This window comes from Streptomyces tirandamycinicus, from assembly GCF_003097515.1.
Lineage (GTDB): Bacteria > Actinomycetota > Actinomycetes > Streptomycetales > Streptomycetaceae > Streptomyces > Streptomyces tirandamycinicus.
On the sequence record NZ_CP029188.1, the window covers coordinates 960,533 to 984,550 of the forward strand.

Below are 24,018 nucleotides of genomic sequence, written 5' to 3' on the forward strand. Positions count from 1 at the left end.
GCTACGCTGCGCGCGGTGAGCTCCCACCACTCCTCCGGCCGCGCGGGCATACGGTTCGCCTTCGGCACCCTCACCGTGCTGCCCGTACGCGTCACCCGCTGGGACCGGGACACGGCACGCGCGGGGATGCGCTGGGCCCCGCTCGCCGGACTCGTCGTCGGCCTCTGCGCGGGTGCCGCGGGCGGGCTGCTCCTGCTGCTCGGCGGGGGTCCGCTGCTCGCCGCGGTCGCCTCCGCCGCCGTGCCCGCGGTCCTCACCCGCGGCCTGCACCTGGACGGCCTCGCCGACACCGCCGACGGCCTGGGCAGCGGCAGACCCGCCGAGGACGCGCTGCAGATCATGAAGCGGTCGGACATCGGGCCGTTCGGGGTGGCCACCCTGGTGCTCGTGCTGCTGGCCCAGGTCGCGGCGCTGTACGGGCTCTACGGGCGCGGCTGGATGTACGGGGCGACGGCGGCGGCGACCGCCGGTGCCGCCGCCCGGCTCGCGCTCACGCTCGCCTCCCGGACCGCCGTCCCGGCCGCACGGCCAGAGGGGCTGGGCGCCATGGTCGCCGCCACCGTGCCGGCGCGGCAGGCGCTGGGCGTCGCTCTGCTGGTCACGGCCGTCGTCGCCGCCTGGGGGACGCTGTTCGGCGGGTACGGGGCGCTGCGGCTCGCGCTGGCCGTGCTCGCCGGGGCGGCCGCCGCGGAACTGCTGCTGCGGCACTGCGTGCGCCGCTTCGGCGGGGTCACGGGCGATGTGTTCGGCGCGATCGCGGAGACGGCGGCGACGGCGGCGCTGATCGCGCTCGCCGTAGGGTTCCGGTAGCCGACCGCGCGGCCCACCGGGCATCCGCGACACGCCGGACGTCGGCGGCCCGCCGGGCATCCGCGGGTCGCCAAGCCCCCGCGGGTCGAGCCTCCGCGGGTCGCCAAGCCTCCGCGGGTCGTCGGCAGCGGAGCCGCCGAACGGCCGCGCTCCGCCGGACATCCCCGGCCCGCCGGCGTCAGCAGGCCCCCCGGCGTCAGCAGGGCCGGCGCAAGGCGTCCAGTTCGTAGCGCTTCCGCATCGAGCTCAACCCGAGCCGCCGCGACTGGGGGCAGAAGCGGCTGGTCGGCAGCTCGTACTCGACGTGGAACACGGCCTTGCCGGCCTCGACGAACGGTGTCAGCGCCGCGCACTCCGCGTACTGGGCGCACTGCTCGTTGACGGCGAAGTCGAACTCGCCGACGAGGGCCGGGATCTGGTCCAGGTCGTTCTTCAGCCCGACGGACAGTCCCCGCTCGTGGGCCATCCGGGCGATCAGCCGGTTGTAGCGGAGCTGGTCGTCCGCGGTGAGGGGGAAACCGGTGTCGTTGGAGTAGCCGTCCATGTTGTCGGGCTCGATCGCGTCGAAGCCCTTGTCCCGGCACATGTCGAAACGCCTGGCCATCAGCGGCTCCAGGACGTCCGTACGGCGGATGTCGAGCCAGCGCTCCCCCTCCCAGCCGTTGCCCTTGCCCAGCACGTCCCCGGGGAACTCGTCCGCGTCGGGGCGGAACTCCTCCCAGGCGCCGGTGGACAGGTAGCAGATCACCTTGCGGCCGCGCCGCTGGAGGTCGGCGACCGTGGACCTCGGGTGCTCGAAGCCGTCGATGTCGTACACCGGGACGTCCACGGTCGTGTCCAGGCGGCCGCTGAGCTGCCACTGCCACGGCGTCCCCGGTCCCGGCCGCCAGCGGGTGGCGCGCGGCGGCGCGGAGTCGTCGGGGGCGGAGGTGCAGCCGGCCAGCAGCACCAGGGCCACCAGCACCGGAAGCAGGCTCCACGTCCGGGTCGGCAACAGGCTCCATGTCCGGGCCGGCAGGCTCATCTGCGGGGGACTCCTCAGCGATAGGCGTTGACCCCGGGTACGGCGGGTGGGCGGCGCGGGCGCCCGGCCGCGGGTACCCCGACCCGTGCGGCCGGGCGGGACCGGTCAGGAGGGCAGTCGCAGGGTGACGGCGGACTGCAGCAGCTCCGGCTGGGTCCAGTCCGAGCGCTGCCCCGCGTAGGCGGTGCCGAAGGCGGCCGTGCCGAGCAGGAGCTGCTTGCGGGTGCCCTCGGGCGCGGTGACGGGGACGACGACCCCGCCGGGTGCCTGGACGGTGACGGTGCTGCCGATCCGGTACGCCGTGACCCGGTCGGCGTCCAGGGCCGCCTGCCAGGCCGCGCGGCGGCTCAGCTCCGTGCCGGCGTCCCGGTGGCGCGGGTTGACCAGGGGCGTGTTGTCGGCGAACGCCGCCCGGTAGTCGGCGAGGACCCGGTCGAGGACGGGGTAGAGAATGCGGTCCTCGGCCAGGTTGGACTGGTGGACGTAGTGCGGGCGCGGGTCGTTGGCCACGATGTGGCCGAGGGCGATCCGGGCCTCCTGCGGGACGATGTACGTCGCGTAGCCCGTGGCCACGTCGAGAGGCTCGTCCAGGCAGGTGGAGGCCGGGTCGGTCTCGCAGACGCCGCTTCCGCCGTCGGCCCGTGAGGTGTAGATCCAGTTGTACTCGTCGGCCATCTCGGCGGCCGTGCCCACGTTGTAGTAGACGTTCATCGGATGGCGGGGCACGGTGGCGGCGCCGCCGACGGGACGCTGCTGCGGCTCGCGGGAGTTGTCGCTCGCGATCCACTTGACGCCGTTGTCGGCGAGGGCCGGCGCCAGGTTGGGGTTGTCCACCGGCTGCTGCGGAAGCGTCTTCAGCCCCGAGTGCTCTCCGGTGACCAGCTCCGCACGGTCGACCGGGAGGCCCTCGTCCACCGCCCAGTGGTGGTTGTCGCGGATCTGCGACGAGATCTCGGCGCGGCTCGTCCAGCGGATGGCGCCCGCCGCGTCCTTGGAGCACTGCCAGGGGACGACGGAGACGTCCTGGACGCAGCCGAGGAACGGGTGGCTCCAGGTGTGGTTGACCCAGCGGTACTGGGCCCGGTCGGCGAGCAGCTGCGCGGTGAGGGCGTCCGTGCCGCCGTTCTCCGCCTTCCAGTCCTCGGCCGCGCCCGCGTTGTAGACCATGTCGAGGGTGAGGCCGCTGGTGCGCTGCCACTGGGCGGCGTACCGGGCGTCGGCCGCGGTCATCCGGATGTCCGGGACCTGCTCGCCCGGTCCGCCGACGCAGTCGATGTCGCCGGGGGTGCAGTTGCGCTCGGTGTCCCAGCGGGCGTCGGACGCGAAGACGTCGTCGACGTGCACCGAGAAGTAGTTCCGGCTCCGCCCGAGGTGGACGCCCTGGGTGAGCCATTCGACGATGCCGCGCGCCAGCAGCCGGAACTGCCGCTGGTGCTGGTTGTAGGCGAAGGTGACGACGAGTTCGCGGCGCCCGTCGTGGGCGTACTCCCCGAGCAGGCTGCCGCGGCCCTCGCCGCCCGGCACGGGAGCGTCGACATAGCTGGTGAAGCCCTCGCGGGGGCGGGCCAGATAGCCGTAGCTCTCGCTGACGGACGGAGCGTTGTCCTCGAAGGTCAGGGCGCCGTCGAGGTAGCCGAACGGGCCGGACCGGCCCGCGGCCGTGACCTGGGCGGCCGCGCCGTCGAGCGTGCCGGACCAGCCGCCCTCGCTGGTGTAGTCGAGCCCCACCCCCGGGTGGGCCCAGGTGTAGGCGTCGACCTGGCGGACGCCGAACCGCTGCTCGTACGCGACGAGCGCGGCCTGCTCGGCGGCCCCCGCGGAGCCCGCCCCGAACGGCGCCTCGTTCGGCAGCACCACCCCCTGGTACTTGGCGCGCGGCCGGCCGCCGACGGTGTCGCTCAGGAACGCGGCGTCGATCCTGGGGCGGTCCGGGTCGGCGAGGTCGAGCACGCGGTACGCGACGCCGGTGCCGCGCAGCTCGGAGGTGACGGCGGCGACCGCCGGCCCTCCGTCGTCGACGACGAGGACCTTCAGGTCGATCCGCGGCACCGGGTCGGCGGCCGCGGCCGGGGACCCGGGCAGCGCCGCGGCGAACAGCGCCGACGTGGTGAGCGCGACCACCGCCGCGCCGAGCCCGCCCCGCCTGCCGGCCCACCGGCCGGCCGCTCCCCCGTCGTGGGCGCGCCGGGCCGGCCGCCGCGGTGATCCGCCCGTGCGCGCAGCCGCGCCGGACCCCCTGGCGAATACGGATGCCATGGTGTTTCCCCCACCCCTTGTTGATCCGCTGGTGCCCCTCCCCGGCGAAGACACCGGGGAGGACATGTGGAAATCCTGCAAAGCAGCCAATCGCTCCCTTGCTTCTCCGGCCCGAGTGTGGACCGGAACCCGGCGTTCCGGCCCGAAACCCGGCGGAGTGACCACGGACGGGTGAATCCCCGACGGCGCGAGCGAACATCGCGGGCGCGCGTAGGCTCGTGGCGGCGCTCCGGCCCGCCCGACTTACGATGCGCCGGGCGGCCGACCCACCTCTTCGGCCCAGGAAACTCAACGGAAGCGAGATTTCACCACCGTGACTGCTCTCACTCTCAGCACTGCCGGCGCTGCGACGCTGCGCGCCGACGCGGTCGTCGTCGGCGTCGCCAAGGGCGCCAGGGGCGCCAAGGGCCCAGTCGTCGCAGCCGGCGCCGAGGCCGTGGACGCGGCGTTCGGCGGGAAGCTCGCCACCGTCCTCGAGACGCTCGGCGCCTCCGGTGCCGAGGGCGAGGTGACCAAGCTGCCCGCGCCGTCGGGCCTGAAGGCCCCGCTGGTGATCGCGGTCGGGCTCGGCGCCGCCCCGGAGAAGGACGCCGGGTACCCGGCCGAGACGCTGCGCCGCGCCGCCGGTTCGGCGGCCCGCGCGCTGGCCGGCGCGAAGAAGGCGGCGTTCGCCCTGCCGGTCGAGGCCGCCGGGGACGCCCAGGCGATCGCGGAGGGCGCGCTGCTGGGCGCCTACGCCTTCACCGCCTACCAGGACGAGGGGAACGGCAAGAAGCCGCTGGCCGAGGTGGCCCTGCTGGGTGCCAAGCCGCGCGACAAGGCCTTCAAGGACGCCGCCGCGCGGGCCGTCGCCGTGGCCGAGGAGATGAACCGGGCGCGTGACCTGGTCAACACCCCGCCGAACGACCTCTACCCCGAGTCGTTCGCGGCCGTCGCCACCGCCGCCGGCAAGGAGCACGGCCTCAAGGTGCAGGTCTGGGACGAGAAGGCGCTCGTCAAGGGCGGCTTCGGCGGCATCCTCGGCGTCGGCCAGGGCGCGGCCCGCGGCCCGCGCCTGGTGAAGGTGGCGTACACGCATCCGGAGGCGGAGAAGTCCCTCGCCCTCGTCGGCAAGGGCATCACCTACGACTCCGGCGGCATCTCGCTCAAGCCGGCCGGCCACAACGAGACGATGAAGTGCGACATGAGCGGCGCCGCCGCCGTGTTCGCCGCCGTCGTCGCGACGGCCCGGCTCGGTCTGCGGGTGAACCTCACCGGCTGGCTGGCCCTGGCCGAGAACATGCCGTCCGGCACCGCCACCCGCCCCGGCGACGTGCTGCGGATGTACAGCGGCAAGACGGTCGAGGTGCTCAACACCGACGCGGAGGGCCGGCTGGTGCTGGCCGACGCCATCGCCAAGGCGTCGGAGGAGAGCCCGGACGCGATCGTGGACGTGGCGACGCTGACCGGCGCGATGGTCCTGGCACTGGGCCACCGGCGCTTCGGGATCATGGCCAACGACGACGAGTTCCGCACCGCGGTCCACGAGGTCGCGGAGGAGGCCGGCGAGGACTCCTGGCCGATGCCGCTGCCCGCCGACCTGCGCAAGGGCATGGACTCGCCGACCGCCGACATCGCGAACATGGGCGACCGGATGGGCGGCGGCCTGGTCGCGGGCCTGTTCCTGAAGGAGTTCGTCGGCGAGGGCATCACCTGGGCCCACCTGGACATCGCCGGCCCGGCCTTCCACGAGGGCGCGCCGTTCGGCTACACGCCCAAGGGCGGCACCGGCTCCGCGGTCCGCACCCTGGTCGGGCTGGCCGAGCGGGCCGCCGACGGCGACCTGGGCTGAGGCGTCCGCACCGGGTCCCGGAGCGACCCCCGGGACCCGGCGCCGGGGCCGGGCTCCCGGGTCCGCGGGAATAGCGGGCGCCGGCATTCCGTTCGCCATCGACGAAATCCGCAGGTTCCTACGTACAGGTAACCGACGGGGCCGGCCGCGGTGCCGTCCCGTATCCCGGCCCCGCGTCCCGCCTCCCGTCGACAAGTGCGAAGATGGGTTCCCGGCAGGACAGGGCCCCCACCACAGGGCCGAAGACAAGCGGCCGAACACCAGCCGCCGCCCGGTCGTCCCCCGCCCTGGGAGACGCCGGCGCCCGGCGCACATGCATGGAGGACGTGACGTGGCGAACGACGCCAGCACCGTTTTCGACCTAGTGATCCTCGGCGGTGGCAGCGGTGGTTACGCCGCGGCCCTGCGCGGAGCGCAGCTGGGCCTGGACGTCGCCCTGATCGAGAAGGACAAGGTCGGCGGCACCTGCCTGCACCGCGGATGCATTCCCACCAAGGCCCTGCTGCACGCCGGCGAGATCGCCGACCAGGCGCGCGAGAGCGAGCAGTTCGGCGTCAAGGCCAGCTTCGAGGGCATCGACGTCCCGGCGGTCCACAAGTACAAGGACGAGGTGATCTCCGGGCTGTACAAGGGCCTGCAGGGTCTGATCGCCTCCCGCAAGGTCACGTACATCGAGGGCGAGGGCCGGCTGTCCTCCCCCACGTCCGTCGATGTCAACGGCCGCCGGGTCGAGGGCCGCCACGTCCTCCTCGCCACCGGTTCGGTACCGAAGTCGCTGCCCGGTCTGACCATCGACGGCAACCGGATCATCTCCTCCGACCACGCGCTGGTCCTGGACCGCGTGCCGAAGTCCGCGATCGTCCTGGGCGGCGGCGTCATCGGTGTCGAGTTCGCCTCGGCCTGGAAGTCCTTCGGCACCGACATCACGATCATCGAGGCGCTGAAGCACCTCGTCCCGGTCGAGGACGAGAACAGCTCCAAGCTCCTCGAGCGCGCCTTCCGCAAGCGCGGCATCAAGTTCAACCTGGGCACCTTCTTCGAGAAGGCCGAGTACACCGAGGACGGTGTGCGGGTCACCCTCGCCGACGGCAAGACCTTCGAGGCCGAGGTGCTGCTGGTCGCCGTGGGCCGCGGCCCGGTCTCCCAGGGCCTGGGCTACGAGGAGCAGGGCGTCGCGATGGACCGCGGCTACGTCCTGGTCGACGAGTACATGCGGACGAACGTGCCGACCGTCTCCGCCGTCGGCGACCTGGTCCCGACCCTGCAGCTCGCGCACGTCGGCTTCGCCGAGGGCATCCTGGTGGCGGAGCGTCTGGCCGGTCTGAAGACCGTCCCGATCGACTACGACGGTGTGCCCAAGGTGACCTACTGCCACCCGGAGGTCGCCTCCGTGGGCCTGTCCGAGGCCAAGGCCAAGGAGGTCTACGGCGCGGACAAGGTCGTCGCTCTGAAGTACAACCTGGCGGGCAACGGCAAGAGCAAGATCCTCAAGACCGCGGGCGAGATCAAGCTCGTCCAGGTCAAGGACGGTGCCGTCGTCGGCGTCCACATGGTCGGTGACCGTATGGGCGAGCAGGTCGGCGAGGCCCAGCTGATCTACAACTGGGAGGCTCTGCCGGCCGAGGTCGCGCAGCTCGTCCACGCGCACCCGACGCAGAACGAGGCGCTCGGCGAGGCCCACCTGGCCCTCGCGGGCAAGCCCCTCCACTCCCACGACTGATCTCGGTCACGGGCGCGACGACCACTACCGCACTTTCGTAAGGAGCAACCGAAACCATGCCGGTTTCCGTAACCCTTCCGGCGCTCGGAGAGAGCGTCACCGAGGGCACCGTCACCCGCTGGCTGAAGGCCGAGGGCGAACGCGTCGAGGCCGACGAGCCGCTGCTCGAGGTGTCGACGGACAAGGTCGACACCGAGATCCCCGCACCGGCCGCCGGTGTGCTGGCGTCCATCAAGGTCGCCGAGGACGAGACCGTCGAGGTCGGCGCCGAGCTGGCCGTCATCGACGACGGCTCCGGGGCGGCGGCCGAGCAGGCGCCGGCCGCCGAGCCGGAGCAGCCCGCCCAGGCCCCCGAGCCGCAGCCCGCCCCGGCGGCCGAGCAGGCCCAGGCCCCCGAGCCGCAGCAGGCGGCGCCGGCCGCCGAGGCCGCCGCCGGGGGCGGCGGCGCGGAGGGCACCGACGTCGTCCTGCCCGCGCTGGGCGAGTCGGTCACCGAGGGCACCGTCACCCGCTGGCTGAAGGAGGTCGGCGAGGAGGTCGCGGAGGACGAGCCGCTGCTCGAGGTCTCCACCGACAAGGTCGACACCGAGATCCCCGCACCGGCCGCCGGTGTGCTGCTGGAGATCGTCGTCGGTGAGGACGAGACCGCCGAGGTCGGCGCGAAGCTCGCCGTCATCGGTGCCCCGGGTGCCGCTCCGGCCGCCCCCGCCGAGCCGGCCCAGGCCCCGGCCCAGCCCGCCGCCGCACCGGCACCGGAGGCTCCGGCGCAGCCGCCCGCCCGCCGCCGCACCGGCTCAGGCCCAGGCGGCTCCCGCGGCCCAGGCTCCGACTCCGGCCGAGCCCGCGGCCCCGGCCCCCGCTGCGGCCCAGCCCCGCGGCCGCCCCGGCGCAGCCCGCCGCCCCGGCACCGGCTCCCGCTGCCGCTCCGGCCGCGGACGACGGCGCCTATGTCACACCGCTGGTCCGCAAGCTCGCCGCCGAGAGCGGCGTGGACCTGTCCAGGGTCAAGGGCACCGGCGTCGGCGGCCGTATCCGCAAGCAGGACGTCATCGCCGCCGCCGAGGCCGCGAAGGCCGCCGCACCGGCTCCCGCGGCGGCCGCGCCGGCCGCCAAGAAGGCCCCGGCTCTCGAGGTGTCCCCGCTGCGCGGTCAGACCGTCAAGATGACCCGCATGCGCAAGGTCATCGGCGACAACATGATGAAGGCGCTCCACGGCCAGGCCCAGCTCTCCTCGGTCGTCGAGGTCGACGTCACCCGGGTGATGAGGCTGCGGACCCAGGCCAAGGACGCGTTCGCGGCCCGCGAGGGCGTCAAGCTCTCCCCGATGCCGTTCTTCGTCAAGGCCGCTGCCCAGGCGCTGAAGGCCCACCCGGTCATCAACGCCCGGATCAACGAGGACGAGGGCACCATCACCTACTTCGACTCGGAGAACGTCGGCATCGCCGTCGACTCCGAGAAGGGCCTGATGACCCCGGTCATCAAGGGTGCGGGCGACCTCAACCTGGCCGGTATCGCCAAGGCCACCGCCGATCTCGCGGGCAAGGTCCGCGGCAACAAGATCACGCCGGACGAGCTGGCGGGTGCGACGTTCACGATCAGCAACACCGGTTCGCGCGGTGCGCTGTTCGACACGATCATCGTGCCGCCGAACCAGGTCGCGATCCTGGGCATCGGCGCCACGGTGAAGCGTCCGGCCGTCATCGAGACGCCCGAGGGCACGGTCATCGGCGTCCGCGACATGACGTACCTGACGCTCTCCTACGACCACCGCCTGGTGGACGGAGCCGACGCCGCGCGCTACCTGACCGCGGTCAAGGCCATCCTCGAGGCCGGTGAGTTCGAGGTCGAGCTCGGCCTCTGAGCGCCCCGGCTGTAACCAGCCTCACCGGCGGCGGCCGTACCCGGGAGTACTTCCGGGTACGGCCGCCGCCGTATTGTCTAGGGGTCTTCTCTTCTTGAAGGAGCGGTCCATGACCATGCCCGTCGTCCACTCGCTGCGCGATCAGATCCGCGAGCACATCGTGGAGGGCATCGTCAGCGGCCGCTGGAAGCCGGGCGAGCGGATCGTGGAGCGCCGCATCGCCACGGAGCTGGCCGTGAGCCAGACACCCGTACGGGAGGCGCTGCGCGAGCTGGAGTCCCTCCGGCTGATCGAGTCGGCGCCCAACAAGGGCGTCCGGGTGCGCAACCTCACCGCTGCGGACCTGGAGGAGAGCTACCCGGTCCGGGCCGGGCTGGAGCAGATCGCCGCCGAGCTGGCCGCCGAGCGGCTGGCGGCCGACTGCTCGGCACTGGAACCGCACGTCGCCGCGCTGTACGAGGCGGACCGCGCCGCGGACGGGACGGCGCAGGTGCGGCACACGGTGGCGTTCCACCGGGAGCTGGTCAAGGCCGCGGGCAACGGGGTGCTGCTGCACACCTGGGAGGGCCTGGGGATCGAGGTCTTCACCGCGCTGTCCATCCGGTGGCTGGGGACGAAGCAGAAGTCCTACGCGGAGGAGCACGAGGAGCTGGTGGAGGCCTTCCGCCGCCGTGATCCCCGGATCGGCGCGCTCGTCAAGGCCCACGTTCTGGGCTGCGCGCCCCGCGCCTGAGATCCCACCCCAACTCAACTAACGTCAGTGTTACTAACCTCGATGTTAGTATCACCATGGCAGGTGGTGAGGGAGAGGTGGCCCCATGACGGCATTCGTGGGCAGGCGGCACGAGCTCGAGACGTTGGACCGCGAGCTGGGCAAGGTGGCGAGCGGGGTCGGAGGGGAGCGGCCCGGGCGCTGCGTGATGCTTCGCGGGCGTCGCCGGGTGGGCAAGTCGCGGCTCGTGGAGCGGTTCGCCGAGAGGTCCGGCGCGCCGTTCCTCTTCTATGCCGCCACAGGGGCGTCGCCGGAAGCGGACCTGGAACGGCTCAGCCAGGACGCCCGGGCGTCAAGCCTTCCGCTGGCGAGCCTGCTGACCGCGGCCCGCCCGGCGACCTGGGATGCGGCCTTCGATGTCCTGGCGGCGGCACTTCCACACGACCGGGCGAGCGTGGTGGTCTTGGACGAAGTGCCCTATCTGATGGATGCGGAGGGCGCTTTCGAGGGCATGCTTCAGCGCGCCTGGGACCGAGTGCTGGAGAAGAAGCCGGTCCTGCTCGTTCTCATCGGATCCGACCTATCGATGATGGAGACGCTGAACAGCTATGGACGCCCGTTCCACCAGCGCGGACGGGAGATGGTGCTGGGGCCGCTCAACCCGGCGGAGGTGGGCGAGATGCTCGGTCTCGATCCCGCCCCAGCCTTCGACGCGGCCTTGATCACCGGTGGACTGCCACTGATCTGCGCGGAGTGGACGCACGGCGCCGGGATGTGGGAGTTCCTGCGGGCTGCGCTCAGCGATCCGGTCTCGGCCTTGCTGGTGTCCGCCGAGCGCTCGCTGGCGGCCGAGTTCCCTCAGCAGGTTCAGGCCCGCGCCGTCCTCTCGGCGATCGGCAGCGGTGAGCGGACGTTCTCCAACATCGCCCGCGCGGCCGGCGGAATCGGGGCGACCCCGCTACAGAGGTCGCTGGGGATTCTTGCGGACAAGCGGGTGATCACGGCGGAGCTGCCCTTGTCCACACGGCCTTCGAAGGATCGTCGCTACCGGGTCGCGGATCCCTACCTCCGCTTCTGGCTGAAGCTCCTGGGTCCGGCGATGGAAGAGATCGAGCGGGGGCGGGGCGACCTGACGCTGCAGCGCATCCGCGAGAACTGGACCAGCTGGCGCGGCAGGGCCATCGAACCTCTGGTGCGCGAGGCACTGGCACGGCTACTGCCCGACGCGAACCTCCCCGCCGCCCCCGCCATCGGTGGCTACTGGACCCGTACCAACGACGTGGAGATCGACGTCGTGGGAGCGGACCGCGCGCCGATCGCCAGGGAGCTGCTGTTCGTCGGCTCGGTGAAGTGGCTGGAGAACTCCCCGTTCGACCGGCACGATCTCGCGGCGCTGCACGGCCACCGCGCCGCGCTCACGCCCGCTCCCGTGCCTGTGATCGCCGTCTCGCGCAGCGGCACGGACTGCGCGGGGCTCGACGCCGCATACGGCCCGGCCGAACTCCTCGCGGCATGGTCCACCTGAGCACGCCGGACCGCACGCAGGCCCGCCCGGCGAACACCGCGCACCGGCACCCGGACCCCCGTACCCGTACTGGCACAGGCACCCGCACCCGCCCCGGTGCCGGTGCCGGGCCATGACACCGGCACCGGGTGCCCTGTTTCGCGGCACCCTGTGCCGACTTTCTCGAAGTGAAGAAGTTTTCTCCCGAACGCTTTGATCGATCATCGATCGGAGGCTTACAGTTCACCACGGACTCACCGGTCCGCCCGGCCCCGTCCTGCCAGACAAGGCCCCTCCACCCCTCCTCCCTCTCCGGAAGGCGGTGTCATGACCGACCCCGTAGCCATGCTTCCGAGCGAGCTCGACCAGCTCCCGGACCGTGACACCGAGGAGACCGCCGAATGGGCGGCCTCCCTCGACGCCGTCACCAAGGCCGCCGGCCCGCATCGCGCCGCGTACCTGATGCGCCGCACCCTCCAGCACGCCGAGGGTGTGGCAGGGCTCGATCTGCCCAAGCTCCTGGAGACGGACTACGTCAACACCATCCCGACCGCCGCCGAGCCGCTCCCGGCCGGTGACGAGGAGATGGAGCGCCGGATCACCGCCTGGAACCGGTGGAACGCGGCGGCGATGGTCACCCGCGGCTCGCAGCACGGCGTCGGCGGCCACATCGCCACCTTCGCCTCCGCCGCCTGGCTCTACGAGACCGGCTTCAACCACTTCTTCCGCGGGAAGGAGGGCGGGGGCACCTCCCAGGCCGGGGACTCCGGCGACCAGCTGTACATCCAGGGCCACGCCTCCCCCGGCATCTACGCCCGGGCCTTCCTCGACGGCCGCCTCACCGAGGCGCACCTCGACAACTTCCGCCGGGAGGCGGGCGGCGGCGGCCTGCCGTCGTACCCCCACCCGCGCAGGCTGCCCTGGCTCTGGGAGTTCCCCACGGTCTCCATGGGCCTGGGCCCGCTGTCCGCGATCTACCAGGCGCGCTTCAACCGCTATCTGACCAGCCGCGGCATCAAGGACGTCTCCGCGTCGCACGTCTGGGCGTTCCTCGGCGACGGCGAGATGGACGAACCCGAGTCGACCGCGGCGCTCGCGCTGGCCGGTCGTGAGGGCCTGGACAACCTGACCTTCGTCATCAACTGCAACCTGCAGCGCCTCGACGGCCCGGTCCGCGCCAACTTCAAGATCGTTCAGGAGCTGGAGGCCCAGTTCCGCGGCGCCGGCTGGAACGTCGTGAAGACCCTCTGGGGCAACGCCTGGGACGAGCTCTTCCAGCTCGACACCACCGGCGCCCTGGTCCGCCGGCTGCGCGAGGTCCCGGACGCCCAGGTCCAGACGTACCAGACCCGAGACGCCGCCTACATCCGGCAGGACTTCTTCGGCAAGGACCCGGCGCTCACCGAGATGGCGAAGCTGCTGACCGACGACAAGATCCTCGAGTGCTTCCACCTCTCGCGCGGCGGTCACGAGCCGCGCAAGGTGTACGCCGCCTACAAGGCCGCCGTGGAGTTCAAGGGCGCCCCGACGGTGATCCTGGCCCAGACGGTCAAGGGCCACACGCTCGGCGAGGGCTTCGCGTCCAAGAACGCCAACCACCAGATGAAGAAGCTGACGGTGGACGAGTTCAAGGCGATGCGCGACCTGCTCGACCTGCCGATCAGGGACGGCGACTTCGCCGACGGCCGGGTGCCCTACGGCCACCCCGGTGCCGGCTCCCCCGAGGTCCGCTACCTCCAGGAGCGCCGCGCGGCGCTCGGCGGCCCGGCCCCGGCCCGCCGCGTCCACCCGGTCGCCCCGCTGCCCGCGCCCGCCGAGAAGGCGTTCGCCGCCTTCGACAAGGGCTCCGGCAACCAGTCGGTGGCGACGACGATGGCCTTCGTCCGCCTGGTCAAGGAGCTGATCCGGGACAAGGAGACCGGGCGGCGCTGGGTGCCGATCGTCCCGGACGAGGCCCGTACCTTCGGTATGGAGTCGCTGTTCCCCTCGCTCGGCATCTACTCGCCGAAGGGCCAGACGTACGAGCCGGTCGACCGCGACCAGCTGATGTACTACCGCGAGGCGGAGAACGGCCAGATCCTCAACGAGGGCATCACCGAGGCCGGCTCGATGGCGGACTTCATCGCCGCCGCGTCGTCGTACGCCACGCACGGCGAGACGATGATCCCCTTCTACATCTTCTACTCGATGTTCGGCTGGCAGCGGACCGCCGACCAGATGTGGCAGCTCGCCGACCAGCTCGGCAGGGGCTTCCTCGTCGGGGCCACCGCCGGCCGCACCACCCTGACCGGCGAGGGCCTGCAGCACGCGGACGGCCACTCGCCGATGATCGCGGCGACGAACCCGGCGGCGCTCACCTACGACCCGGCGTTCGCCTACGAGGTCGCGGCCATCGTCAAGGACGGTCTGCGCCGCATGTTCGGCGAGGCCCGCCCCGACGAGGACCCGGACGTCTTCTACTACCTGACGGTCTACAACGAGCCGATGCCGCAGCCCGCGAAGCCGGAGGGCGTGGACGAGGGCATCGTCCGCGGTCTCTACCGGTTCAGGGCGGGCGAGGGCGAGGCGGGCGACCCGCGCATCCAGCTCCTCGCCTCGGGCACGGCGATCCACTGGGCGCTGGAGGCGCAGCGCCTGCTGGCCGCCGAGTGGGGCGTCACGGCGGACGTGTGGTCGGCGACCTCCTGGACCGAGCTGCGGCGCGACGCGCTGGAGGCGGACGAGGCACTGCTGCGCGGCGAGTCCCGCGTCCCGTACGTGCGTCAGGCCCTGGAGGGCGCCGAGGGTCCGGTCCTCGCGGTGAGCGACTACATGCGGCAGGTGCCGGACCAGATCGCGCAGTGGGTGGAGCAGGACTGGTCCTCGCTGGGCGCCGACGGCTTCGGCCTGTCGGACACCCGCGAGTCGGCGCGCCGCCACTTCGGTGTCGACGCGCAGTCGGTCGTGGTCGCGGCACTGGCGCAGCTCGCCCGCCGCGGCGAGGTGCCGGCGTCCGCGGTCAAGGAGGCACGCGAGCGCTACGGCTTCTGAGCCCGGGGCACCCCCGGGCTCGGAAACCCGGGGGGTGCCCCCGGACGCCCCGCGGTCCCCGGGCCGGCGGGGCGTCCGCGTTCCGTCCGCCGGGCGGGGCCCATGGACCCGGACGCCTCCCGCCCGCCGGACGCGGCCCACGGACACGGACGCCTCCCGCCCGCCGGACGCGGCCCACGCAGGGCGCCCGCGCCCAGCCGGAGGGGACCCACGCAGGCCTCCGCACCCCGCCTGCCGGACGCGGCCCACGGACACGGACGCCAGCCGCCCGCCGGACGGGGCCCACGCGGGCGCGCGCGTTGCCGCGACAATGGCCGGCATGCGCGCTGCCCGGCTCATCAAGATGGTTCTGCTGCTCCAGTCCCGGCCCTCCATGACCGCCGCCGAGCTCGCCCACGAGCTGGAGGTCTCCGAACGGACCGTCACCCGGGACGCGCTCGCCCTGTCGGAGGCGGGGGTTCCGGTGTACGCGGACCGCGGGAGGGCGGGCGGCTACCGGCTCGTCGGCGGGTACCGGACGCGGCTGACCGGGCTCGCCAGGAGCGAGGCCGAGGCGCTGTTCCTGTCCGGGGTGCCCGGGGCACTGCGTGAGATGGGACTGGAGGACGCGGCCTCCGCCGCGCGGCTCAAGGTCTCCGCCGCGCTGCTCCCGGCGCTCCGGGACGCCTCCCGCAGCGCGGCGCAGCGGTTCCATCTGGACGCGCCCGGCTGGTACCACGAGCCGGAGACGCCGGACCTGCTGCCGGTGGTCGCCGAGGCCGTGTGGGACGACCGCGTGGTGGCCGCCCGCTACCGGGACGCCGAGCGGCGGCTGGAGCCGTACGGCCTCGTACTGAAGGCCGGCGTCTGGTACCTGTGCGCCTTCGCCGACGGCACGTCGTTCCGCGTCTACCGCATCGACCGGTTCACGGCCGTCTCCCTGACCGCCGAGCACTTCGAACGGGACGCGTCGTTCGATCTGCCGGCCTTCTGGGAGGAGCGCGCCGCGCAGTTCGCCCGCTCCATCCTGCGGGCCGAGGTGGTGCTGCGGCTGTCCCCGGACGCGGCCAGCCGGCTGCCGCACGTCACCGACCGGGCGGCGGCCGGGGAGGCGCTGGAGACGGCGGGCCCGGCGGACGACCGGGGGTGGCGCACGGTCACGCTGCCGGTGGAGTCCGAGCAGGTGGCGTTCACCCAGCTCCTCGCGCTCGGAGCGGAGGCGGAGGTGCTGCGGCCCGCGGGCCTCCGCGAGCGGTTCGCGGAGGCCGCGGCCCGGCTGCACGACCTCTACGGGGGCCGGTCCCGCGGCGGCGCCGCCCAGCGGTAGACGGCACCACTCAGCGGAAGACGGCTTCGCCCAGCGGTAGACGGCACCACTCAGCCGAAGCCGGCGCCGCCCAGCCGAAGACGGCGCCGCCCAGCGGTAGACGGCTCCGCTCAGCGGTAGTCGTCCGCCGGTGCATCCTTGCCCCCGAACACGACGTCCTCGAAGTACGCCCAGGCGTCCGGCCGGCTCCCGTCGGCGTCCGTGAACCCGTACTCCTTAGCGAGCTGCCCGCTGGAGAGCGAACGGCCGTTCCAGCGGGCCCGGTCCGGGTCGGCGGCGAGGGCGGCGACCGCGCGCCCGAGGTACACCGGTGATTCGGCGATGGCGAAGTGGGGCTGGTCGGCGATCGCGTCCCGCCAGTTGTCCTCGCGTACCCCGAACGTGTCCAGCATCTGCTCGGAGCGCAGGAAGCCGGGCGTCACGCACACCGCCGTGCAACCGGTGTCCTTCAGGTCCTCGCCCAGGGCGAACGCCATCCGGATCGGGGCGTTCTTGGTGAGGTCGTAGTAGAAGTTCTCGCGGAAGCGGCGGTTGGTCTCCGCCGTGCCGTCGGTGACCTCGACGACCAGCCCGCCGGGCCGGCGCACCAGCAGGGGCAGCGCACAGCTGCTGGTGATGATGTGGCTGCGGACGCCAAGTTCCAGCATGCGCAGTCCGCGGTCGAGGTCGGTGTCCCACATCTTGGTGTCCCAGAGCACGAGGTGCTCGCCGCCCCAGACGTCGTTGACCAGGATGTCCAGCCTGCCGCACTCCTCGTCGATCCGGGCGACGAGGGCGCGGACCGCGGCCGCGTCGAGGTGGTCGGTGGGGACGGCGATGCCCCGGCCGCCCGCGGCCGTGACCAGTTCGGCCGTCTCCTCGATCGTCTCGGTCGCCCGGCCGACCTCGCTGACCCGCTCCCTGGTGGTACGTCCGGTCACGTAGACCGTGGCGCCCGCCGCGCCCAGCTGTACGGCGATGGCCCGGCCCGCGCCCCGTGTCGCACCCGCGACGAGTGCGATCTTCCCCTGCAGTGGTGTCTCGGTCGTCATGGTGCGACGCTCGCACGTAATCCAGACATCCTCTGTCCGCATTCCCCTGACGTGTTCCGGCCGGACGCACACCCGGCCGCCTTTCCGCGAGACGGCAATTCGGCCACTCCGCGTGCGGGGGCCCCCGCGACCCCCGATGCTTGTCCCGTGATGGACGAGACGGAGTTCTGGGAGATCATCGACAGCACCCGCGACGCGGCCGAGGGCGACCCCGAGGACCACGCCGACCTGCTGGTCGAACGGCTGCTGCAGCTCGACCCCGACTCCGTACTGGACTTCGCGCGGCACTTCGAGGCCCGCTACAACCGCGCGTACCGCTGGGATCTGTGGGGTGCGGCCACCGTGCTGCTCGGCGGCGCGAGCGACGACGCGTTCGACTACTTCCGCTGCTGGCTGATCGGCCAGGGCCGGGAGGTCTTCGAGGGCGCGGTGCATGCCCCGGACTCCCTTGCCGAACTGCTGGACGACTTCGACGAGGAGATCGACGGCGACGGTGAGGAGCTGGGGTACGCGGCGGACGAGGCGTACGAGCAGCTCACCGGAACGGCCGCACCCGATCTGGGGATCGCGGCGCAGCCCGCGGAGCCGGAGGGCGCCCCCTTCGACCTGGAGAGCGACCGTGTGCTCGCGGAGCGGTTCCCGGCACTGTGGGAGCGCTTCGGGTCGTAGGCGGCCCGGTCCGCGGCCGGGGGCGGTGCCCGGGCTGCCCGGGCTGCCCGGGGGTGTCCGGGCCCCCGGAGCGGCCCGGGGTGTCCGTTCCCGGGCGGGGTACGGCCGGAGCCCGAACCCTCGCCGAAGCTCGAACCCTCGCCCCCCCGAACCCTCGCCGGGGCTCGAACCTCCGCCCGAGTCCGGGCCCGCAGGGCGCCCCGGAGGCGTCCACGGACGGAGTACGCGCGGTACACGGACGGGTGACGCGTCCGGCCCTGACGTACGGTCAGTGGCGTCGGCCCACGGCGGGCGTAGGCTCGTCCGGTGAGCACCACGCCGCCGTCACCGCGCCGGCCGCTGACCGAGCGCCGCAAGGCCGCGACCCGGCTCGAGATCGCCCGAGCCGCCGCGGAACTGTTCACCGAGCACGGCCCGGACGCCACCTCGGCCGAGGAGATCGCGGACCGTGCCGGGGTGGCCCTGCGCACGTTCTACCGGTACTTCCGCAACAAGCACGATGCCGTCGGCCCGTTGCTGGCCGTGGGCGCGGAGCGCTGGCGGGCACTGCTCGCGGCCACCGGCCCGGGCACCCCGCTGCCCGAGGCGCTGGAGCGGACGCTGGCCGAGGCGCTCGCGGTGCCGGTGGGCGGGACCGCCGAGGGTCTGCGCCGCACCCGGGCGCTGCTGCGCACGGCGCTGCGGGACCCGGCGCTACGCGCGGTCTGGTACCGGGTGAACCAGGAGTCCGAGGAGCGGCTGGTCCCGGTGCTCGCCCGGCTGGCCGGGCCGGACTCCGACCCGCTGGAACTGCGGCTCACCGCGGCGGTCGCCGTGGACGCGCTGCGCATCGGGCTGGAGGTGTGGGCCGCCGACGCGCCGCCCGGGGCCGCGGGCGCCGGCACGGGGTCGCCCGCGGGGCCGGCGTTGCGGTGTCTGCGGGAACTGTCCGGCGGGCTCCGCCCGTTGGCGCCCGTGACCCCGGCTGCCCGGTGAGCGGGCGTCCCATCGGCCCGGGCTACCCGGTGAGCGGGCGTCCCATGAGCACATCGTCGACGTACCGGCCGGCCAGGAAGAACTCGCCGGGCAGCACGCCCTCGACGGTGTAGCCCTCGGACTCGTAGAGACGGCGGGCAGGAGTGTTGTGGCCGAGCACCCGCAGGGTGACACGGGTCGCGCCCTGGCGGCGCGCCTCGTCCCCGGCGGCGCGCAGCAGTGCCCGCGCGACGCCCTCCCCACGTGCCCAGCGGGCCACCGCGAGGCCCTGGATCTGCCGTACGTGCTGGTTGCAGGCGAGCGGGGTGGGAGCGCAGAGCCGGATGTACCCGGCGATCCTTCCGTCGCCGGTCGCACCCCCGGTGACCGGCTCGGCGACCAGATGCTGCTCGGGTGGATGGGTCTCGTCGAAGAACGGGCGGTACGGCGGCACCGGGCGCGGCTGGACCGCGTGCAGCGTCGACCAGGTGGCGCGGTCGAGTTCGGCGAGGTCGGCGTCGTCGGATCGCCGGGCGGGACGTATGACGAAGGGCGTGCCGGGTTCGGACATGGCGGTCAATGTGTCATGAGGGCAGGATGTGATGCATGCGTATTGCTGTGACGGGCGCGAGCGGTCTGATCGGTTCCGCACTGGTGCGATCCCTGCGGGCCGGGGGTGCGGCCGGAGGTCCCGGCGGAGATGTCGCCGAAGGGGCGGGCACAGGTCCCGCAGGAGGTGCCGACGGAGGTCCCAGCAGGGGTCCCGGCGGAGGGCACGAGGTGGTACGGCTCGTCAGGCGGCCGCCGCGGGCCGCCGACGAGGTCCGCTGGGACCCCGCGCGGCAGTTCGTGGACACGGCGGGCCTCGTCGGCTGTGAGGCCGTGGTCCATCTGGCGGGCGCCGGGGTGGGCGACCGGCGGTGGAGTGAGGAGTACAAGAAGAAGATCCGGGACAGCCGGGTGCTCGGCACGGCCGCGATCGCGGAAGCGGTCGCGTCGATGGAGGAGCCGCCGCGGGTGCTGGTGTGCGGCTCGGCGATCGGGTACTACGGCGACACCGGCGACCGCGCGGTCGACGAGAGCGCCCCACCCGGTGAGGGCTTCCTCCCGCGCGTCTGCGAGGAGTGGGAGGCCGCGGCGGCGCCGGCCGAGGAGGCCGGCGTGCGGGTCGCGTTCGCCCGCACGGGGCTGGTGGTGGCGCGCGAGGGTGGCGCGTGGGGCCGGCTCTTCCCGATCTTCCGTGCGGGTCTGGGCGGGCGGCTGGGCAGCGGAGACCAGTTCTGGAGCTTCATCTCCCTTGAGGACGAGGTCGCGGCACTGCGCCACATCGTGGACACGGACACCCTGTCGGGCCCGGTCAACCTGACGGCCCCGGAGCCGCTCACCAATCGCGAGGTGACGGCCGCGATGGGCCGGGTGCTCAACCGTCCGACGCTGCTCACGGTGCCGCCGGTCGCCCTGCGTGTGTTCCTCGGCGAGTTCGCGGAGGACGTCCTCGGCAGCCAGCGGGTCGTACCGAGGAAGCTCCTCGACTCCGGCTTCGCCTTCTCCCACCCGTCCATCGACGAGGCCATCCGCGCGGCACTCGACTGACGCGACACGGCCGATCGGCAATCGGCAATCGGCAATCGGCGGTCAGCGGTCAGCGGTCAGCGGTCGACGGTGGGCAGCGCGGTCCCGGGGCGGCGCGGTCCCAGGGGCACGGTCCCGGAACGGCACGGTCCCGGACGGCGCCGGGCGCCCGTGACGCACACCCGGCGCGTCGGCACACGAACGATTGCGCCCTCCGCGCGCCCCGGCGCGTACCCCGGTCCGAAGCCGGTCGCACGGACCGGCGGCACCGTGCTCCCGGGCGCCCGCCGCGCGCGCGTGGATTCCCGCGGCCGGGTTTCTACCCTCGTTCCGAACTTCGGCATTCCGCCAGCCGGTTGGGGGCATGAGGACCCCACAACAGCCGCGCCGACCTCGGGAGGGGCACGTGCTCAGCAGCGCACGCCACGCGGACGTCGTCATCGTCGGAGCCGGTATCGCCGGACTCGCGGCGGCTCATCGGCTGACCAGTGCGGGAGTCACGGTCACCGTACTCGAGGCAGGACCGCGCCCGGGGGGCCGGACGGCCACCGGTGAACTGGACGGGTTCCGGCTCGACCGGACGGTCCAGTTGCTCAACACCTCCTACCCGGAGCTCCGCCGCGTCCCGGCCCTGGCCGGTCTCCCGCTGAGCCGGTTCTCACCCGGTGTGCTCGTGCACAGCGAGGGCCGGCACCATCGCGCCGGAGAGGTCCTCGGCATGCGCGGGACGGGGGGCACGCGGCGCGCGAGGGGCGCATTGACCGCAGCGCGCGCCCTGGCGAGCGCTCCCCGAATCCCCCTCGGCGGCGCCTTGGACCAGGCCCGGCTCGCGGCGGCTCTCGGACGGATCGCCGCCACCCCGACCCGGCGCCTGCTGACCCGTCGTGAACTGGCCACGCGGGAAGCGCTGTTCAGCCGCGGTCTGCCCCCGCGCACCGTCCACACCTTCCTCCGGCCGCTGCTCACCGCCCTCCTGAACGACGCCGACCTGGTCTCCTCCAGCCGCTGCGCCGACCTGGTGCTGCGCGGCTTCGCCCGCGGCCGGCTCTGCGTGCCGACGGGCGGCGCCGGCGGGCTTCCGGAGGCGCTCGCGGACGCGCTGCCGCCGGGCACCGTGATCACCGGTGCGCGGGTCACCGAGGCGTCCATCTCCTCGGTCACCACCGAGGAGCACGGCACCTTCGGCTGCCGGGCCCTGCTCGTGGCGACGGGGGCCAGGGCCGCGGCGGAACTGCTCCCGGGCCTGCGAGTGCCGGATTTCCACTCCCTCACCGTCCTGCACCACGCCGCCCCGGCGCCGCCGTTGGCCGAGCCGGCCCTGGTGCTGGACGCGGACGGGACCGGCCCGGTCGCGCACACGGCGGTGATGAGCGAGGTGGATCCGTCCCGTGCGCCCGGGGGCAGGGCCCTGGTCACCTCCGCGGTGCTGGGCCGCCCGCCCGCCGGACTCGACGAACGCGTCAGGGCCCATCTCGCCGCGCTGTACGGGACGCCCACCGCCGACTGGGAGCTGCTGGACGTGCACCACGACCCGGAGGCCGTCCCCACGATGCCCGCGCCGCACGACCTGCGCCGGCCGGTACGACTGCTCTGCGGGCTCTACGTCTGCGGCGGCCACCGGGACACCAGCACCGTCCAGGGCGCGCTGCACTCGGCGCGCCGCGCGGCGCACGCGGTCCTGCGCGACTTCGGTATCCAGCCGGAGCTCGCCCCCGCGCTGCTCAGCCCCGCCGCGGCCTGACCACCGCCGCGGCCCGGCCACTGCGACCTGACCACAACCGCGCGACCACCGCGGCCCGAGCACCGCTGCCGCCGGGCCGGATCCCTGCTGTCCGGCCGGCCGGGCAGCGGGCCCGTCCGCTGCCGGGACTGTCCACGCAGCCTCCAGGACGGTCCCCGGCGCGGCTCAGGGGCTTCCGGGCCCGCCCGCCGGGCCCTCCCGGGGCGGCGGCGGGGCCCGGATGGGGCGCCGCCGGCCGTCCAGCTCACCCGGTCGGCCCCGCTGGGGACCCGATGGGCCCCGGCCGGACCCGGCCGGTCAGCCGGCCGTCAGCCGATCGCCGCGACCCGGTCGCGGTAGGTGCGGACCGCGGCCGCGTCGCGGTAGGGCTCCAGCCGCCGCTCGAAGTCCCGCACGTACTCGATGGCCCGTGCCGACCGCATCTCCGACGCCTGCTGCGCCGCCTCCGCCCCGAGGGCGCACGCCTGGTCCAGTTCGCCGAGTCCGAGCCGGGAGGTGGCGAGGACGACACGGCAGAAGAGCCGGCTGCGCGCGAAACCGGGGGCGCGCAGCTGGAGGGAGCGCTCGGCGTGCTGCACGGCCGCGCGGTACTGCTGCAGGTCGCGGTGGCAGTGCCCGAACTCGTCCGCCAGTTGCGCCTCGTCGAAGAACCGCGCCCAGACCGGCACGTCGTCCCCGGGGCGTGCGATGCCCAGTGTCCGCTCGGCCCGGACCAGTGAGGCCGTGCAGGACCGGACCTCCCCGAGCACCCCGTGTCCGCGGGCCTCGACCGCGTGCAGCAGGGCCTGGACGGTGGGCGGGGCGGAGGAGCCGACGCCCTGCTGGGCGACCCGGGTGAGCTGGACGGCCTCCCGCCCGTGCCCGAGGTACACGGCCTGGCGGGCCATCGTGACCAGTACGTACGCCCCGTAGGCCCGGTCGCCCGCGGTCTGGGCCAGCCGCAGCGCCTGGACGAAGTACCGCTGGGCGAGACCGTGGGCGGCGATGTCGAACGACGTCCAGCCGGCGAGCCGGGTGAGGTCCGCCACCGCGCCGAACAGCCGGCGTCCGGTGCTCTCCCCGTACGTCCCCCGCAGCATCGGCTCGGCCTCGTGCTCCAGGTAGCGGACGAGCGCCTGCCGGGCGTGCCCGCCGCCGTAGGCGTGGTCGAGCGTACGGAAGAGGTCGCCCACCGACCGGAGCGCCGCGATGTCGCCCGGGCTGACCCGCTGGCCCGGGCCCCGGTCGGTGCCGCGCTGCCGCGGGACCGCGGTGCGGCCGCCCTGGCCGGGCACCCTGGCCTGCACGCCGCTCGGGGTGGGCTCCCCTCGGCCCACCCGCTCGTCGGCGCGGCCGATCAGCCAGTCACGGCTCGGGACGACGAGACCCGCCGGAGTGAACGCGATCTTCCGCAGTTCGGCGTGACTGCCGGAGTCCTTGCGCCAGAGCCCGCTGACGATGTCCACGGCCTCCTCCGGGGTGGCCGCGAACTCCAGCCCGGCGTAGACCGGCGCGCAGGCGTCCAGGCCCAGGTCCTGGGCCGACAGGCGCCGGCCGAGCCGCCGGGTGAAGACCTCGGCGATCAGGGCGGGAGTGGTGCCGCGCGGCTGCTGCCCGCGCAGCCAGCGCGTCACCGACGTCTTGTCGTACCGCAGGTCGAGGCCGTGCTCCAGGCCGAGCTGGTCCACCCGGCGGGCCAGCCCCGCGTTGGAGAAGCCGGCTTCGGCGATGAGTGCGGCGAGCTGGCGGTTCGGGGTGCGCTGCGGGGGTCGGTCCGTCATCAGCTGTGCGGTCTCCTGCCTTCCGGGCCCGGTGCGGCCCTCGCAGCCTGGGGTCCCCCAGGCTCGGCCCTGAGGGAGAAGCTCTGGAGGGAGGAACGGCGCGAATTTAGCGGTCCGCACCGGCACTACCGCCGCCTTCGTCCCGCATTCATCCGATCGTGTGAGGATTGAGGGCAGCGCTGACGGGTGCGGCACGCGTCGTACAGTGGCCGGGGCGCGATGGGTGCACCGTGAACG

16 protein-coding genes and 2 pseudogenes are annotated in these 24,018 nt (G+C 73.7%); 13 read left to right on the forward strand and 5 right to left on the reverse strand.

Translation table 11 applies throughout. The features are described from left to right. Window positions 1-15: 15 nt before the first annotated feature. Window positions 16-810: an adenosylcobinamide-GDP ribazoletransferase gene (locus DDW44_RS04185; protein WP_108905560.1), complete on the forward strand. Its 795-nt coding sequence runs from the start codon at window positions 16-18 to the stop codon at window positions 808-810. Between the two features lie 196 nt (window positions 811-1,006). Here the strand turns inward: DDW44_RS04185 and DDW44_RS04190 are convergent, their stop codons facing one another. Continuing rightward, a complete protein-coding gene (locus tag DDW44_RS04190; RefSeq protein ID WP_108905561.1) occupies window positions 1,007-1,834 on the reverse strand; it encodes an endo alpha-1,4 polygalactosaminidase in 828 nt (275 codons plus the stop codon). 105 nt (window positions 1,835-1,939) lie between these two features. Continuing rightward, window positions 1,940-4,090, reverse strand: a complete 2,151-nt coding sequence (locus DDW44_RS04195; RefSeq protein WP_106430194.1) for a hypothetical protein — start codon at window positions 4,088-4,090, stop codon at window positions 1,940-1,942. A gap of 313 nt (window positions 4,091-4,403) precedes the next feature. Between DDW44_RS04195 and DDW44_RS04200 the strand changes: the two genes are divergently transcribed. The 8 genes and pseudogenes from DDW44_RS04200 (at window position 4,404) to DDW44_RS04230 (ending at window position 16,054) form a co-directional block, all read left to right on the forward strand. After that, window positions 4,404-5,921 carry a leucyl aminopeptidase gene (locus DDW44_RS04200; protein ID WP_108905562.1) on the forward strand — a complete coding sequence of 506 codons (1,518 nt, stop codon included), beginning with the start codon at window positions 4,404-4,406 and terminating at the stop codon, window positions 5,919-5,921. A gap of 331 nt (window positions 5,922-6,252) precedes the next feature. After that, a complete protein-coding gene (gene lpdA, locus DDW44_RS04205) occupies window positions 6,253-7,641 on the forward strand; it encodes a dihydrolipoyl dehydrogenase (protein ID WP_017949903.1) in 1,389 nt (462 codons plus the stop codon). A gap of 56 nt (window positions 7,642-7,697) precedes the next feature. Continuing rightward, window positions 7,698-8,258: pseudogene (locus DDW44_RS32550) on the forward strand (biotin/lipoyl-containing protein); the annotation flags it as partial. A 224-nt stretch (window positions 8,259-8,482) separates the two neighbouring features. Further along, a pseudogene (gene sucB, locus DDW44_RS32555) lies at window positions 8,483-9,502 on the forward strand (2-oxoglutarate dehydrogenase, E2 component, dihydrolipoamide succinyltransferase); the annotation flags it as partial. A 109-nt stretch (window positions 9,503-9,611) separates the two neighbouring features. Beyond that, entirely contained in the window at window positions 9,612-10,235 is a 624-nt protein-coding gene (locus DDW44_RS04215) for a GntR family transcriptional regulator (RefSeq protein ID WP_017949905.1), read from the forward strand. Between the two features lie 85 nt (window positions 10,236-10,320). Further along, window positions 10,321-11,739, forward strand: coding sequence for an ATP-binding protein (locus DDW44_RS04220; protein WP_108905563.1), 1,419 nt, complete (start codon window positions 10,321-10,323; stop codon window positions 11,737-11,739). A 306-nt stretch (window positions 11,740-12,045) separates the two neighbouring features. Beyond that, entirely contained in the window at window positions 12,046-14,748 is a 2,703-nt protein-coding gene (gene aceE, locus DDW44_RS04225; protein ID WP_108905564.1) for a pyruvate dehydrogenase (acetyl-transferring), homodimeric type, read from the forward strand. A gap of 319 nt (window positions 14,749-15,067) precedes the next feature. Continuing rightward, the gene (locus tag DDW44_RS04230; protein ID WP_108908722.1) at window positions 15,068-16,054 is read left to right on the forward strand and encodes a helix-turn-helix transcriptional regulator; all 987 of its coding nucleotides are present in this window, start codon (window positions 15,068-15,070) and stop codon (window positions 16,052-16,054) included. Between the two features lie 110 nt (window positions 16,055-16,164). Here the strand turns inward: DDW44_RS04230 and DDW44_RS04235 are convergent, their stop codons facing one another. Continuing rightward, window positions 16,165-17,085 (reverse strand): SDR family oxidoreductase, encoded by a 921-nt coding sequence (locus DDW44_RS04235; protein ID WP_108905565.1) that lies wholly within the window; start codon window positions 17,083-17,085, stop codon window positions 16,165-16,167. A gap of 150 nt (window positions 17,086-17,235) precedes the next feature. Here DDW44_RS04235 and DDW44_RS04240 point away from each other — a divergent pair, with 150 nt between their 5' ends. Both DDW44_RS04240 and DDW44_RS04245 read left to right on the forward strand, forming a co-directional pair. Further along, window positions 17,236-17,754, forward strand: coding sequence for a DUF4240 domain-containing protein (locus DDW44_RS04240; protein WP_018892702.1), 519 nt, complete (start codon window positions 17,236-17,238; stop codon window positions 17,752-17,754). Between the two features lie 306 nt (window positions 17,755-18,060). Continuing rightward, on the forward strand, window positions 18,061-18,729 hold the full coding sequence (locus DDW44_RS04245) for a TetR family transcriptional regulator (RefSeq protein ID WP_108905566.1): 669 nt from the start codon (window positions 18,061-18,063) through the stop codon (window positions 18,727-18,729). Window positions 18,730-18,751: 22 nt separating this feature from the next. On the opposite strand, the gene DDW44_RS04250 is transcribed toward DDW44_RS04245, so the two are convergent. Next, window positions 18,752-19,279: a GNAT family N-acetyltransferase gene (locus DDW44_RS04250; protein ID WP_108905567.1), complete on the reverse strand. Its 528-nt coding sequence runs from the start codon at window positions 19,277-19,279 to the stop codon at window positions 18,752-18,754. 35 nt (window positions 19,280-19,314) lie between these two features. On the opposite strand from DDW44_RS04250, the gene DDW44_RS04255 reads away from it, so the two are divergent. Both DDW44_RS04255 and DDW44_RS04260 read left to right on the forward strand, forming a co-directional pair. After that, on the forward strand, window positions 19,315-20,301 hold the full coding sequence (locus DDW44_RS04255) for a TIGR01777 family oxidoreductase (RefSeq protein ID WP_206307248.1): 987 nt from the start codon (window positions 19,315-19,317) through the stop codon (window positions 20,299-20,301). Window positions 20,302-20,686: 385 nt separating this feature from the next. Continuing rightward, complete coding sequence (locus tag DDW44_RS04260; RefSeq protein ID WP_108905569.1) at window positions 20,687-22,021, forward strand: NAD(P)/FAD-dependent oxidoreductase; 1,335 nt, start codon at window positions 20,687-20,689, stop codon at window positions 22,019-22,021. Between the two features lie 308 nt (window positions 22,022-22,329). On the opposite strand, the gene DDW44_RS04265 is transcribed toward DDW44_RS04260, so the two are convergent. Continuing rightward, complete coding sequence (locus tag DDW44_RS04265) at window positions 22,330-23,781, reverse strand: NsdA family TPR-like regulatory protein (RefSeq protein WP_018892697.1); 1,452 nt, start codon at window positions 23,779-23,781, stop codon at window positions 22,330-22,332. Window positions 23,782-24,018: the final 237 nt, after the last annotated feature.